General features: G+C 43.0%; 11 protein-coding genes and 3 tRNA genes. 10 read left to right on the top strand and 4 right to left on the bottom strand.

Translation table 11 applies throughout. The features are described 5' to 3' along the window. Positions 1-51: 51 nt before the first annotated feature. The 5 genes from ONT19_RS03840 to ONT19_RS03820 all read left to right on the top strand — a co-directional run bounded on the left by ONT19_RS03840 (position 52) and on the right by ONT19_RS03820 (position 2,882). Complete coding sequence (locus ONT19_RS03840; protein WP_117694903.1) at positions 52-681, top strand: HD domain-containing protein; 630 nt, start codon at positions 52-54, stop codon at positions 679-681. A gap of 524 nt (positions 682-1,205) precedes the next feature. Beyond that, positions 1,206-1,292 (top strand) — tRNA-Ser (locus ONT19_RS03835). A gap of 28 nt (positions 1,293-1,320) precedes the next feature. Continuing rightward, positions 1,321-1,392: transfer RNA gene (locus ONT19_RS03830), tRNA-Glu, on the top strand. 70 nt (positions 1,393-1,462) lie between these two features. Continuing rightward, positions 1,463-1,534 (top strand) — tRNA-Glu (locus tag ONT19_RS03825). A 103-nt stretch (positions 1,535-1,637) separates the two neighbouring features. Then, positions 1,638-2,882, top strand: coding sequence for a DUF5103 domain-containing protein (locus tag ONT19_RS03820; protein ID WP_264952250.1), 1,245 nt, complete (start codon positions 1,638-1,640; stop codon positions 2,880-2,882). Positions 2,883-2,959: 77 nt separating this feature from the next. On the opposite strand, the gene ONT19_RS03815 is transcribed toward ONT19_RS03820, so the two are convergent. The 4 genes from ONT19_RS03815 to metA are packed head-to-tail and all read right to left on the bottom strand — an operon-like array spanning position 2,960 to position 9,400. After that, positions 2,960-5,413, bottom strand: coding sequence for a TonB-dependent receptor (locus ONT19_RS03815; protein ID WP_264952251.1), 2,454 nt, complete (start codon positions 5,411-5,413; stop codon positions 2,960-2,962). A gap of 42 nt (positions 5,414-5,455) precedes the next feature. After that, the gene (locus tag ONT19_RS03810) at positions 5,456-6,382 is read right to left on the bottom strand and encodes a zinc ribbon domain-containing protein (protein WP_264952252.1); all 927 of its coding nucleotides are present in this window, start codon (positions 6,380-6,382) and stop codon (positions 5,456-5,458) included. Beyond that, the gene (locus tag ONT19_RS03805; protein ID WP_264952253.1) at positions 6,383-8,446 is read right to left on the bottom strand and encodes a peptidase U32 family protein; all 2,064 of its coding nucleotides are present in this window, start codon (positions 8,444-8,446) and stop codon (positions 6,383-6,385) included. 36 nt (positions 8,447-8,482) lie between these two features. Next, positions 8,483-9,400, bottom strand: coding sequence for a homoserine O-acetyltransferase MetA (metA, locus tag ONT19_RS03800; RefSeq protein WP_264952255.1), 918 nt, complete (start codon positions 9,398-9,400; stop codon positions 8,483-8,485). Positions 9,401-9,749: 349 nt separating this feature from the next. Here metA and ONT19_RS03795 point away from each other — a divergent pair, with 349 nt between their 5' ends. The 5 genes from ONT19_RS03795 (at position 9,750) to kdsB (ending at position 15,382) form a co-directional block, all read left to right on the top strand. After that, a complete protein-coding gene (locus ONT19_RS03795; RefSeq protein ID WP_264952256.1) occupies positions 9,750-11,084 on the top strand; it encodes a TolC family protein in 1,335 nt (444 codons plus the stop codon). Between the two features lie 66 nt (positions 11,085-11,150). Continuing rightward, positions 11,151-12,332, top strand: a complete 1,182-nt coding sequence (locus tag ONT19_RS03790; RefSeq protein ID WP_153083121.1) for an efflux RND transporter periplasmic adaptor subunit — start codon at positions 11,151-11,153, stop codon at positions 12,330-12,332. Positions 12,333-12,343: 11 nt separating this feature from the next. Further along, positions 12,344-13,120 (top strand): ABC transporter ATP-binding protein, encoded by a 777-nt coding sequence (locus tag ONT19_RS03785; RefSeq protein WP_117694878.1) that lies wholly within the window; start codon positions 12,344-12,346, stop codon positions 13,118-13,120. A gap of 105 nt (positions 13,121-13,225) precedes the next feature. After that, positions 13,226-14,464, top strand: coding sequence for an ABC transporter permease (locus ONT19_RS03780; protein WP_264952257.1), 1,239 nt, complete (start codon positions 13,226-13,228; stop codon positions 14,462-14,464). 174 nt (positions 14,465-14,638) lie between these two features. After that, positions 14,639-15,382: a 3-deoxy-manno-octulosonate cytidylyltransferase gene (gene kdsB, locus ONT19_RS03775; RefSeq protein WP_264952258.1), complete on the top strand. Its 744-nt coding sequence runs from the start codon at positions 14,639-14,641 to the stop codon at positions 15,380-15,382. Positions 15,383-15,407: the final 25 nt, after the last annotated feature.

Genomic DNA, 15,407 nt, shown 5'->3' with positions numbered 1-15,407 from the left:
ATAATAATGTACGCGCGTACCTTATTATATAAATAAAGTGGAGGAATATCTATGAAGCAACAGGTAAATCTCGAAATCATGGACTTTGTGGAGAAACAGATTCTCCCCAAATATAATGCTTTTGGCGAAAGTCATGGACTCAGACATGTTACCCGAGTCATCAGAAACTCTCTGAAACTGGTTCCGGTAACCGGAGCCGACATCGATATGGTGTATGTAATAGCCGCTTACCACGACCTGGGGATGAGCGGTCCGCGTGCCATTCACCACATCACCAGCGGTAAGATTCTGCAGGCAGATGCAAGACTGAAGCGCTGGTTCAATAAAGAGCAGATTAAAATCATGAAAGAAGCCGTTGAGGACCATCGGGCTTCATCTAGCCGTCAGCCTCGCAGCATCTATGGCAAGATTGTGGCAGAAGCCGATCGCGACATTGACGTTCACGAGATATTTCTGCGCGCCATACAGTATGGCAAAGAAAACAATCCAGCTGATGACAAGGAGCAGCAATGGGAGCGGTTCAGCCAGCACATGGACGAGAAATATTCAAGAAACGGATACATCAGGTTATGGATTCCCAACTCCCCTAACGAGAAAGCGCTCAACGAACTGCGCAATATTATAGAGGACAAAACAGAGTTGAGAAAATATTTCGAAAAAATATTCGAAGAAAACAGCTAAAACATTTGGTAGTTTCAAAATATTGCATTATCTTTGCATTATCAAATAATGACTAAGATGATTGCACCATAGCATCGTGATGATGCCGGGGTGCTAGAAGGAATAAGGGTCGTTTCGGTTCGATCGGGATACTCATCAAATTACACTATTGAAACCGAGAGGACATACTCTTGCTCATGGCGGGCCACATAAACTGCAGCAGGCAGGTAAGCTGAAAAGCCGGTGGATTACAAAGGCGGAGGACTCTCAAATGTTTATACATTCGGAGTTTCATCACATCATCGAGCGGCCCTTTCTTTTACAAGAGGCGGATTTCTGAGAAAGAAATCCGCCTCTGCTCGTTTTAGGAATGAAAGCACTCATCATACTGAAAGAAAACAACCCCTGATAATGTGGGAGTTACAAAGAAAATGCATTTTTATCGAAAAAAAGTTGCAAAAAGATTTGGTAGAATCAGAAAAAAGTAGTACCTTTGCACTCGCATTTAAGAACGATGCTTGGTTGATTCGGTTAAGAATCCGACTGGAAGGTTGGGTGAGTGGCTGAAACCAGCAGTTTGCTAAACTGCCGTGCGGGTTACCGTACCGGGGGTTCGAATCCCCCACCTTCCGCAAGCTATCGTACGAAAAATGTACCGTTGGTCGATTCATCTAATGGTTAGGATACAAGATTCTCAATCTTGGCATAGGGGTTCGATTCCCCTATCGACTACATGTGTTTTTCATGGTATTAGATTTATAAAGTCTCTATAAGTCGGGAGACCAATAGAGATTTTTTGAATGGTCGATTCATCTAATGGTTAGGATACAAGATTCTCAATCTTGGCATAGGGGTTCGATTCCCCTATCGACTACAAAAGTGTTTTCATGTATTAATTTAGATTGTTTAAGCTTGCATTTAGTTCTTTATCAAAAGGCTACTGCAAGTTATTTTTTTATATATACGTACGAAGCCATATGAAACAATTATACACTATCATCTCCCTTCTCTTTCTGTTTACCCATACTGCCTGGGCGCAGCAGCACGAGATATTCAACCAGCGCATCAGAACCCTACAGGTTGTAGGCGGAACTAACTGGCTATCGCTCCCAGTTTCGTCACTGGGCGGAGAACCTATCCATATCGATTTTGACGACATGACGCACGATTATCATCGGTACAGCTACAAGATTGAACATTGTGATGCAAACTGGAACGTATCTGCTTCGCTCTTTGAAAGCGACTATATGAGAGGCTTCAACGGCAATCAGATTATAGAAGATGTAGAGCAATCCATCAACACCAATCATCCTTACACTCATTATCATCTGGCAATTCCCAATGCCGACTGCCAACTTGCCATGAGCGGCAACTACAGACTGACGGTTTATGACGACAATGCTGAAAACGAGGAAGAAGGCAAAATGTTTACAGCCTGCTGGATGATTACAGAGCCTCAGCCATTGGTTAAACTGAAGTTAGAAGCTACTTCTACAACAGATATAGATATCCAGAAAGCCCATCAGCAACTGAAAATGGAACTGGATCACAGCCAGCTGAGAATCACTCATCCCAACCAGCTGAACATCGTAGTGCTTCAGAACGGAAGATGGGACAATGCTGTCATCAATCCTAAACCCGACTACCTGAGTGCGGGCAAAATGAGTTGGCAGCATGTAAGAGCTCTGATTTTCGATGCGGGCAACGAATACAGAAAGTTTGAATTTCTGGACACCGACCATCCAACCATGGGAATAGACGCCATAGATTGGGATGGAAGCGACTATCAGGTAAAGGTAATGACTGACAGCCCTCGCCCCAATTACGTTTACGATGAAGCTGCCAAAGGTTCGTTTTATATCCGCAACAGCGACAACGTAGAAAACAACAACACCTGCGAATATGCACAGATTCACTTTACCCTGAAAGCTCCAAAACTGCCAGGCGATGTTTATCTGAACGCAGATTGGACCTACGGCCGTTTCCTCCCCGAATACCGGATGGAATATGATGAAATGACGAAAACCTATCACGCACGTCTCTTCATGAAGCAAGGTTATTACAGTTATCAGTATCTCATGAAGATGGAGGACGGAAGCATCAGGCTGCTCCCATCAGAAGGAAATTTCTACCAGACCCAGAACAAATACAATGTACTGGTTTACTATCGGGCTCAGAGCGACCGCACCGACCGGCTGGTAGGATATGGAGAATTAAAATAAAGGAAGGAAATAAATGAGATTAAAAAGAAAAGGAGTTCTAGCATTTCAGAATGCCGAAACTCCTTTTCTTTTTAATCCTAAAAGTGGAATTTCAGATCAACACCACATTGGAAAGGATTGCCACGCTGGGCAAAATACAGTTTCTTTCCTGTTGCTGCATTATCAACAGCAAAGGTATTATAATTAGTATCTGTGAGGTTCTTTCCCCAGATACTGATGCTCATCTTGCTGAAATCAATATCACAATGCGCACCCATCACGAAATACATCTTCTGGCTGTAGGTATTGGCATTATCCCAATAAGTCTTGCCCTGCGCATTCATGTTCAATCCGAAGGTAAACTGTCCTAAATGATAGTCAGCCATGGCTGCTATCGTATGCTGAGGAACATAAGGAACCTTCTTGTCCTTATAATTCACAGCCTTATCACCCTCGCCATCAGTATATTCATCAAATACGGCGCGTGTAAAGCCATAGTTTACACCCCAATCAAAAGCACCGTCGAAAGCCTGACCCTTGAGCGCGGCTTCAATACCACAACTGTGACTCTTACCTGCATTAACCATCATTCGGCCAAAGCCATAGGTTCCTGCCATCACAGAGAGTTGCTGATTGCGAACCTGCATATAGAAGGCACTCAAATCGAAATGAAGACGATGATCAAAAAGATTGAGATGCGTTCCAACCTCATAATTCCATGAGGTTTCCGGTTTAAAGGCAATAGTCTGGTTCACTCTATCATAATCTTCATCGGTATGAGGAACGTCATAATTGCCTCGCATCGCATGCTGACGGTTAGCATTCAGTTCGGTCTGCAAGATGTCACTGAACATCTGGATATTATAACCGCCTGCACGATAGCCCTTGCTCACCGTAGCATAGACATTGCTCCCCTGCTCATCAAGCTTGTAACTTAATCCAAATTTTGGCAGGAGCTGGTTGTAATCATCACTCGTTTTGCGGTCGAGCATTGAACGCAAAGTATAAGTGGCCTCCTTGCCCATCACATTAGCTGTCATCGCCATATAAGCATAAGTATCGTAATGAATACTTGTATGCATGAAATCGTAACGCAAGCCAAGCGTTGCTTTCAGACGGGAAGAAAGATCAAACGTACTCTCGTGATAGAGACCCAAATTACTCTGAGGAGTATGGAACAAACCCGGAGCTCCCATGCTCGCCGCCATGCTGATGCCGCCCGCCTTCTCTATCGCGACCGTAGCCATCGCATTAGCCGCAGCTTCTAGCATTCCCTTACTCATCATCTGCTTCACCATCAAAGAATGGATGGCGGAATACATCTGCTGCTGGATAACGTTACTGATAGGCTTCGTCAATTCTGAACCGAATTTTACAGGACCATTTGTCTTCAACCACACATGGGAGAAGAATGCACCCTGTGTAAGATGCCAGAAGCCGAAGAAAGGCTGACGGCTCTTAAATGTGAACTCCTGAGTGATAGAATTCTGCAACTGGTCTTGCTGCAAGCTCAAATAATCTCCAGGAAGATAATCCTGATCCATCTTCATATTGTCATCCAGGAACTGATAGCTGGTAGTAGAAGCAAAATCCCATTTCGCTCCTTCATGACGAAGATTGACACCCGAAAGCAGCATGTTGCGGCGATAAAGCCCCGGGAACGTAGTATTTGGCAATGAAGCCTTACCACTGTTCAAATCAAGTTGACCATAAGGAAATGCATGCTGATAGACAAATTGGTAATTGGCCAGCAAATCCATGCTCCATCCTCTTTCAAAACGGAACTTAAGATTGAACTTACCGCCAGCCTCATCATAATTGTCGGCATAATCGCTGGTTCCTGCACGATGGAAGAATCCCTTCTGTCCATCATAAAAAGCAGCTACCCCTAATCCGATACGAGGTGAAAGCTTCATATAATGAGCCGCTTCTACATTACGGTAGAAATGAGAACCCAATCCCAGATTAACGTAGGTGCCCCTGCTATCATAAGCATCGCGGGAATAGATGCGCACCAAACCACCTTCAGAGTTCTGACCATAGAGTGTTCCCTGTGGACCTCGGAGAATATCTATACGACTAGTCTGATAATGGTGAAGATTGAAAGCTGCCTTGCTCAACACTGGAATTCCGTCAAGATAAATTCCTACAGCCGGACTGTTGATACGACTTCCAATGCCGCGCACATACATGGCATTGGTAAAACGCGAGCCATAGTTGGGCATTACAAAATTAGGAACATAGCAGGAAAGTTCACGCAAATCGCGAGAACCCAGTCGCTGCATCTGATAAGAACCGAAGGAAGTGCTGCTGAGAGGCTGTTGACGAAGACGGAAATTCTCCTTAGGCTGCGAAACAACCACAACTTCATCAATGTCATAAACTCGGCTGCTATCAGCCAGCAAGCCGTTAGCTTCTGTAAACTTTTCACTCGTACCCAATGACAAGTCAGAGCAAGTAGCCCTTTCGTTATCCGCAGCACTAGCCTGCAATGCTACCGCTGCCAAACCTATGCATACGCTCTTTTTACTATAAAATACTATTCTTTTCATAACGGGTGCAAAGGTACATATTTTTTCCTGCACCCCCTATCCTTATTTATGAGGAAACAGATAAACCCGTATGGCAAACCATATATAGGCTACGAGTAGCAAATAACCTATATAATATAAGGTAGTGACACTGAAAATGATGTAATCAATGGCGCAAACACCCACTAAACCACCCAGATACAGAACTGCATCGCCTGCCGGCAAACGGTGTTTCACCTCATCAACACAAGCCAATCCTACTATCAATATCGCCCAGACGGTAGCCAGGAAGAAGCCCAATATCGGCGGTACGGCAAAAGGATTGAGCGTAGGATGAAAATAAAAATGACGCCATACTTCTGGCAAAAACAGCTGAATGGTTGCATAGAAGGTTGCTGATATCGAAACAATAAGCACCAACGCTGTTGGATATGGGGAATCTATATCATTGAAGTGAACCAGTTTACCATTGCTATGGAATATCCTGCGAATGGTATAGGCTACAGCTATGATGATAATGATAACCAGGAAGATGAGCAAGTGAGTATTGCTGAAGGTCATGATGAACTCCGAAATAGGATCATCGGGAACAACCTTCGGCAGCAGACGGGACTCACGGGTCCAGCCAAACTGATTATCTTCAGTAGCCAACTGCACCCAAACTGAATCTATAGAATCCTGAGGAACCATACGGATATCCGTAACCACCAGCAGGCGGTTCTTTCGGACGGCGAAGGAGTCGATAGGCAAATTGCTCAAAAACTCTTCAGGCTGTTGTGCAATCAATTCCAGGGAATCCTTGAATACCAGAAAATTGAATTTGTTAGTATAATGATGGGTAGTAGAAAACGAAATGGAATCGAGTTGTTTATTGCTGTACTCTACCATAGCTGCATGCATCTGGTGATGAGCACGGCGATGATAACAACTGCTAAACATCAAGAGGATGCCCAGCATACAAAGAATCTGTATCGTCCATTTCTTTTTCATTTATTTCTCACTATATAAGTTCATCTGACATTCATTGCACGCAAACTCCAGACGGAAGCGGCGACCATCACCCAACTGCAGGAAGAGAGGCTCTCTCCAGGTTGGTTTCTTGCCTCCACGCTTCACACAGTAGCCCAACGAATAGCGGATACAATGACGGCACTGCATCAGGAGCGATTCTCCCTTTTCGTTGGTATACTTAGGTTGCATACTTCGGTTTGCCTTGTCTTTTTCTATATTCTCATCATATTCTTCCTGGGTCTTAGCATCCCATGCAGAAGGAATATTCTTACCCAACTCAAATGCCGGAACTACTGGCGACAGACCATGAATCTGATAAAAATCTCTTGCATCATAGTTAGCTATATTATAGAGATATCCCCATTTTCCGTATTCCGGCTGCCAAGTAAATTCCTCTTTCGTAAGTCGGTGTTCACCGGGCTGACTGAATCCAAAACCATTGTTGAACAAGGTTCTATCCCATCCACCCCACAACGACTTATCAAGCTGTTTCTGATTTGCCTTGGTAAGTTCATCTATCAATTCACGCCGGATAGCAGTGAGAATACTGTTCGGAACAAAGTATGTCTCCATTCCCTTCAGAAGTTCTACCTGGTAAGCTTCGTAAATCGTATCGCCCAGTTTGCTCATCTGGGCCTTTATATTTTCGCCCTGTGGGCGTTTCGCCTTTTCGAGCTTCAATTCTTTAAACACCTCAGCCACCTGATAAATCAAGCCTCCATCAGCCTCTATCGTCTTCATGATGTTGACAACAGCCTTTACCCCCTGCGGCTCTTCCCTGAACTCATTACCCATCACAGGCTCCATTGCTATGACAATATAGATTTTACGTTCAGCAGACTTACGAGCCAGCAAAGCCTCGAAAGCCCGATCGTTATTACGATAAAGAGCCATGCCCGGACGCAAATGTTCAGGCATTCCAAACGGATAGAGGCGATTGCCCTCTACTCTGTTCACACGAAAGCCTTCCAACTCACGGTCATCATTGATAAAACACAGTCCATCGCCATTTTTAAAGCTGGCTACTGTGGCTACGTTGAAAGAAATATTGCCACGTATCTCCTTAACCTTACCCACAAACTCGCCGATAGCTTTCGGTGTATCGAAAGAAGCAATATCCGGCTGTCGCCCATTCAGGAAATAATGGGTAAAGCCACGATTGAAAGTCTTCTTCAGATTAGGTGTAAAATTATATTGAACATGTCCCACCGATGCACGGCGATACTTACGCGGTTCAGCTTTTACGATTGCATCGAGTTGACTGCTATAGGCAGCCACCACATTCTTGACGTAGTTGATATCTTTTAATCTTCCTTCTATCTTGAACGAAGTAGCTCCAGCATCAGCAAGATCCTTAAGATGATCAAGCTGACAAAGATCCTTGAGCGACAACAGATAACGCTGATGTTCAATCTCCTGACCATTGGAATCAAGCAGATCAAACTTCATACGACAGAACTGTGCACATTCTCCACGATTGGCAGAACGCCCGAAACACTTCTCAGAAGCATAACATACACCCGAATAGCTTACGCAGAGCGCTCCATGTACAAAGACCTCTATTTCTCTATCAGGAATCGCCTGATGTATCGCCTTGATTTCATCGAGCGAAAGCTCACGAGCCAGAACAACCCGTTTGAAACCTAACGTGGTAAGCCAATACGCCTTTTCTGGAGTTCTTACATCACACTGGGTACTGGAATGCAATTCTCTACTCCACAAATTCTGCGCTCTCACCTCAGTAAGCACACCCATATCCTGCAGCAAAAGTGCATCAACACCAATCTCATCAAGTTGCTGGATCATCTTAAGCGTATCCAACATCTCATCCTGATAGATGATAGTATTCACTGTAACATGAACCTTTGCTCCAAACTGATGAGCATAATCACACAACTGTCTGATATCTTCCAGCGAATTGCCTGCTGCTGCTCGTGCACCAAAACGAGGTGCACCAATATATACGGCATCTGCACCATGATCAATGGCAGCAATACCACATTCCAAGTTCTTGGCCGGCGCCAATAATTCTAATGTTTGCATAAGAAATCAATATCGAAATCAACCGACTCCTTCAAATTAACTGATTTCGTCAATATTGTAAGGAGTCTCCTGATAAACATAATAGTTGATCCAATTACTATAGAAGAGGTTGGCATGAGCACGCCATGTCACCAGAGGTTCTTCGTTCGGATCGTCATGATAATAATAATTTTTTGGCAGTTCTACATCATCACGCTTGCCCATATCACGCTTATATTCCTTATCCAGCGTGTTTGGCGCATACTCAAGATGACCCGTCACAAAGAATTCGCGGCCGTTTCTGGCCATCACAATGCTGACACCGCTTTCAGGCGATTCGGCAATGATGTTAAGTCCTGGCACTTTTTCAATATCCTCACGTCTTACCTCCGTATGGCGACTATGAGGCATGTTAAAGACATCATCGAAACCGCGGAAGATTGGCTGAGACAAATCGAGAGGCTTCTGCTTAAAAATACCAAACATCTTCTTCTCTAAAGGATACTTAGGAACACCATAGAAATGATAAAGACCAGCCTGGGCACCCCAGCAGATATAGAGTGTTGAAGTAACATGGGTACGGGCCCAATCAAAAATCTCTTTGATTTCAGGCCAATATTCTACCTCCTCATAAGCCATCGTTTCGATAGGAGCACCGGTAACTATCATTCCATCAAACTTCTGTTTGGAAAGTTCCTGAAAATCCTTGTAGAACATCATCATGTGCTCTATTGGAGTATTCTTTGGCGTGTGACTTTTCAACTTCATAAAATAAACCTCTAACTGAAGAGGAGTATTCGACAGAAGACGAACGAGATCTGTCTCGGTCGTAATCTTGAGGGGCATCAAATTGAGCACACAGATTTTCAACGGACGAATCTCCTGTTTATGCGCACGACTTTCGTCCATTACGAATATATTCTCATGCTTCAACAGTTCGATAGCTGGAAGCTTATCTGGTAATCTTAACGGCATTTATTTTATTCCTTTCTTAAATTTTTCTGCAAAGTTACACAATTTCAGCGAAGATAACGAAAGAAGAAACATTTTTTTGAGAAATATAAATAAATTAATGTGGAAAAGCAAAAGAAATCTTTCACTATGAAAAGGATTGTTAAAGATAAATGAGAATATTAAACCTATCATCACGTTTTTAATCAAAAACACATATCAGTTGCAACTTTATAGGCGACGCTTACGTCAAAGCTAAAAATGATGTATCCTATTAAGATTTGCAATTATGGAAAGTAAGAACATTAATCCACATTTAATCAGAACAGATGCAAAGAGTTCTGTAAAAATGAAAACAAAAAGTAAAAAGAGTATGAACGCAAGTTTAAAAAACATGGCGGTAGCGCTGTTCATCATGTCGGCTCCTATCGCTGTACAAGCTAAGCAATGGTCACTGCAGGATTGTATCAGTTACGCACTGGCTAACAACATTCAACTGCAGAAGACTCAACTCACAAAAGCTTCAGCTCAGGAGGACTATCTGCAATCAAAGTCAGCGCTTCTGCCATCGCTTTCTGCCAGCACCAATCAAAGTGTAAGCTATACGCCTTGGGTTTCTAATGGAATCAGCGGAGAAGGTTTCAGCAAAGCTTCCATCGACAAGGTATATTACAATGGCAGCTATAGCGTGATGGGCAATTACACGATTTGGAACGGAAACAAAAACAGAAATCAGGTGAAACTGAACAAGCTGGCAAAGGAAGCGGCACAACTCGATTCGACAGCACAAGCCCTCAACCTGCAAGAACAGATAGCTCAACTTTACGTACAGATACTCTACTCTACAGAGGCTATCAGCGTAAACAAAGAAAGTTATCAGTCGAGTGTTCAAAACGAAGAGCGTGGTAAGGAAATGGTAAAAATTGGCAAGATGAGCCAAGCAGACTTAGCACAACTTACAGCACAGAGAGCACAAGATGAGTTTAACATCGTGCAGGCTGAAAGTAACGTTAAAAACTATAAACGACAGTTGAAGGAACTCCTGCAGATTACCAGTGAAGAAGCTTTCGACATCGCTATTCCAAGCACAACTGACCAGATGGCTCTGGCCTCTATCCCAGGAATGAACAGTGTCTATACAGCTGCGCTTCAGAATCGCCCTGAGTTTTTGAGCTATCAAAACAAACTCGACCAGAACGATCTGAACATCAAGATTGCAAAGGCAGGAAAGTTGCCAACCATCAGCGCAAATGCAGGAGCTACGACCAGCACCACATCCATGAACAAAAACGGTTGGGGCAGTCAGATGAAAACCAACTTCAGCATGGGTGGTGGAATCGGTGTCAGTATTCCTCTCTTTGATAACCGACAGACCAAGACTTCTGTCAATAAAGCACTCATTCAGCGTGAAAGCATCTTGCTCGATATAAAGAATGAGCAAACTAAGCTCTACTCTACTATCGAAAACTATTGGTTGCAGGCTAATACAAACCAAAGCCAGTTTAAGGCTGCCAAGGTGAGCAGCGAGAGTGCCCAAACAAGCTACGATCTGTTAAGTGAGCAGTTTAAACTGGGATTAAAGAACATCGTAGAATTGAGAACTGGCAAAGATAATCTTCTGAAGGCTAAGCAGAACGAACTTCAGGCAAAGTATCTTACCATTCTGAATATCAACATGTTGAAATTCTACCAAAACGGCAGAATCTAAAGAGAAAGATTGGTATTAACATCCGAAAACAAATTGCAAATCATTAATAGGTATACATACATTTTTATGAAAAAACTTAGAATCAGCAAAATCTGGATTGCCATGATTGTGGTAATCATCGTAGCTGTGGCAGCATGGCTGTTCTCTGGAAGTAAAAACGAAGAGCAAATAGACTTCAAGCAGGAAGCTGTAACCACACAAACATTGCAGAATAGTGTAACTGCAACCGGTACTATTGAAGCAGTAACTTCTGTAACGGTTGGTACACAGGTGAGTGGTATTGTAAACAAACTTTATGTTGATTACAATTCGCAGGTAAAAAAAGGTGAAGTCATAGCTGAGCTCGACAAAACCAACCTGATGAGCGAGTTAAATACTGCCAAAGCTAACCTGGCAAGTGCGCAAAGCAGTTTGAACTATCAGAGTGCAAACATGAGCCGCTACCAGACCCTCTATAAGAAAGGTTTGGTAAGTGCTGACGATTATGAAAATGCGCTTCTCACCTATCGCCAGGCGAAAGAGCAAGTAGCTTCGGCCAAGGAAAATGTACAGAAAGCCCAAACCAACCTGAGCTATGCTACAATTACATCGCCAATAGATGGAACTGTCATATCAAAAAGCGTAGAGGAAGGACAGACCGTAGCAGCAAGCTTCAACACACCAGAGCTCTTTACTATCGCTAAAGATCTGACCAACATGCAGGTGATTGCAAATGTTGACGAGGCAGATATAGGCGGTGTAAAAGAAGGCGACCGCGTTAATTTTACAGTAGATGCTTATCCTGACGATGTATTCCAGGGAACAGTAAAACAGGTTCGTCTGGAAGCTACTACAACAAACAATGTAGTCACTTACGAGGTTGTCATCTCTGCACCCAACGCAGATCTCAAGTTAAAACCAGGACTGACTGCAAATGTTACCATCTTTACACAAGAACGAGCTGGTATTCTTGCCGTTGCCAACAAAGCACTCCGCTTTACTCCAACCAAGGAAACAGTGGGAAAGAATATCAAGATTGTTGACTGCAAAGGAAAAAACAAAGTTTGGACTCTTGCTAACAATACCCTTACAGCTCATTCTGTAACCATCGGTCAGAGCGACGGTATACATACTGAAATTATCAAGGGTTTGAAGAAGGGACAGAAGATTGTAACTGAAATCATAGTTAATACCCCTGAAGAGAATGAGGAGCCTCAACAAAGTCAAGGTTTGATTAGCGGTCCTGGACCTAGAGGAAAGAAAAAATAAAAAATAAGAGTATGGCAAACGACAATATTCAAGCAAACAGCGAAAAGAAAGTTGTGATAGAACTCGACAATGTTCGTCGCGACTTTCTTGTGGGTGAGGAAACTGTCCACGCCCTAAAAGGTGTAAGCTTTAAAATATACGAAGGTGAGTTTGTTACCATCATGGGTAAATCAGGATCAGGTAAATCTACCCTGCTGAACCAGCTAGGTTGTCTCGATACCCCATCCAGTGGCGAATACTATCTGGATGGAGTAAGCGTACGAAAGATGTCACGTAATGATCGCGCCATTCTTAGAAACCGAAAGATTGGATTCATCTTCCAGAACTACAATCTTCTACCGAAGACTACAAGTGTAGAAAATGTAGAACTTCCACTGATGTACAACCCGAGCGTAAGCGCAGAAGAACGAAAGCAACGTGCTATCGAATCGCTGAAAGCTGTTGGTTTAGGAGAACGGCTCTATCATAAGAGTAATCAGATGTCTGGAGGACAGATGCAGCGTGTAGCCATAGCCCGTGCGTTGGTCAACAACCCCGCTGTGATACTTGCTGATGAAGCAACGGGTAATCTCGACACCAGAACCAGTTTCGAGATTCTGGTACTCTTCCAAAAACTTTATGCTGAAGGAAGAACCATCATCTTCGTTACCCACAACCCAGACATTGCAAATTATTCGAGTCGTAATATCGAACTGCGTGATGGTCACATCATCAGCGACACCTATAACGAACATATTCTCTCGGCAGCCGAAGGTCTGGCAGCCTTGCCGGCCAACACGGACGAATAAGTTTTCAATGTTAAGTGTTGAATGTTAAATTACTTAGCATCCAATAGCAAACGAAGTTTTCACTTAACACTTAACATTTTAACATTTAACATTACAACAAGTAAAATGAATTATCAGAATCTTTTCAAAATAGCCATCCGCGCCATTGCTGCCAACAAAATGCGCTCTTTCCTTACCGCACTTGGCATCATCATCGGTATTGCTGCGGTTATTACCATGCTTGCCATCGGACAAGGAAGTAAAGCCAGCATCAAGGCAAACATCGCAGAGATGGGATCAAACATGATTATGATTTCACCAGGTGCAGACATGCGTGGCGGTGTGAGACAGGATGCTTCGTCAATGGAGACGCTGAAGCAAGCCGACTATCAGAGCATCAAAGACGAATGTAATTATATCTCAGCTATTTCTCCTACTGTAAACAGTTCCGGACAGTGGATCTACGGAAACAACAACACCCAAAGTTCCATTTATGGTGTAAACCAAGACTATCTTTCCATCCGACAACTGAAAGTGGCAGATGGAGAAATGTTTACTGATACAGACATTAAGGCTGCATCTAAAGTTTGTATTTTGGGACAGACAGTAGTTGACTATCTTTTCCCTGATGGCAGTGATCCTATCGGTAAGGTTGTGCGATTTAACAGCATTCCATTCAGAGTAATCGGTGTCTTGAAGAAGAAAGGTTACAATAGTATGGGTATGGACCAGGATGATTTGGTACTTGCCCCCTATACAACAGTAATGAAGCGAATTATGGCACAAACCTATTTAGGAGGCATCGTCTGCTCAGCTATCACCGAAGAGGCTTCTCAACCTGCCCAAGATCAGATTACAGAAATATTGCGACGCAACCACAAATTGAAAGACGCAACAGATACTACTGAAGCAGATGAAGATGACTACAATATCCGCTCTCAAGAGGAAATTTCAAGCATGATGAATTCTACCATGTCTACAATCACCATCCTGCTCGGATCCGTGGCTGGAATCTCGCTGCTGGTAGGCGGCATCGGAATCATGAACATCATGTATGTATCTGTAACAGAGCGCACCCGCGAAATAGGTCTTCGAATGAGTGTGGGCGCACGAGGTATTGATATTTTGAACCAGTTTCTGATAGAAGCTATCTTACTTTCTGTAACTGGCGGTATTATAGGAGTGATATTGGGAGTTAGTTTATCGCTCAGTCTGAACTCTTTCTTCCATATAGCCACCCAAATAGAGCCTTGGAGCATTATTATGAGTTTTGCAGTCTGTACATTTACTGGCGTTTTCTTTGGATGGTATCCTGCAAAGAAGGCAGCAAGGCTCGACCCTATCGAGGCTATCAGATACGAATAAAAAAATTGGGAGAACATTAAATATTCTCTGAGGTTTTTCAAAAAAAACAAAAAGTTTTTTGGTGAATACAAAATAAAGTTGTACTTTTGCGTCTGCGGAAGTGCAACTTTTTTTTATTTGAAGTTAAACGAATCGCATGAATTGAATAGTAAACAGGTTTAAATATAGAAGATTATGAAATTTATAGGAATTATTCCAGCAAGATACGCATCAACACGTTTCCCGGGAAAGCCACTTGCCATGTTAGATGGCAAACCAGTGATACAGCATGTTTATGAGAAAGTAGCAAGTTGTCTAGAAGCAGCCTATGTTGCAACAGACGATGAGCGAATTTTCAATGCTGTAGAAGCATTTGGCGGTAAAGCTGTTATGACGCGCAAGGATCATAAGAGCGGTACTGACCGCATAGAAGAAGCTATCGAAAAAATTGGTGGAGACTGGGATGTCATTGTCAATGTTCAAGGAGATGAACCTTTTGTTGACAAGAGTCAATTGGAAACCATCTGCCAGTGTTTTGATGACCCAACAACCCAAATTGCCACTTTAGGAAAAGCTTTTACCAGTATGGAAGCTGTAAAAAATCCTAATAGTCCAAAGATTGTTGTAGACAATCAAGGCTTTGCTATGTATTTCTCTCGCAGCATGATTCCATACGTAAGAGGAAAGGAAGAGGAAGAATGGCTCAAGAGTTTTCCTTATCTGAAACATTTGGGCATCTATGCTTACCGCAAAGAAGTTTTAAAAGAGGTAACCAAACTGCCACAAAGCTCACTAGAAATAGCAGAGAGCCTGGAACAACTTCGATGGCTGCAGAATGGCTACAAGATAAAAGTTGGTACTACAGATGTAGAAACTGTAGGCATCGACACGCCAGAAGATTTGCAGCGGGCAGAAGACTTTTTGAAAAACAGAAAGTAATAAGAAACATCATATACTTTTAAAG

The sequence above is a fragment of the Segatella copri genome (assembly GCF_026015625.1).
GTDB classification, from domain to species: Bacteria; Bacteroidota; Bacteroidia; order Bacteroidales; family Bacteroidaceae; genus Prevotella; species Prevotella copri_H.
The sequence above is the reverse complement of the archived record's forward strand: the minus strand, read 5'-3'. Positions and strand labels throughout refer to the sequence as shown.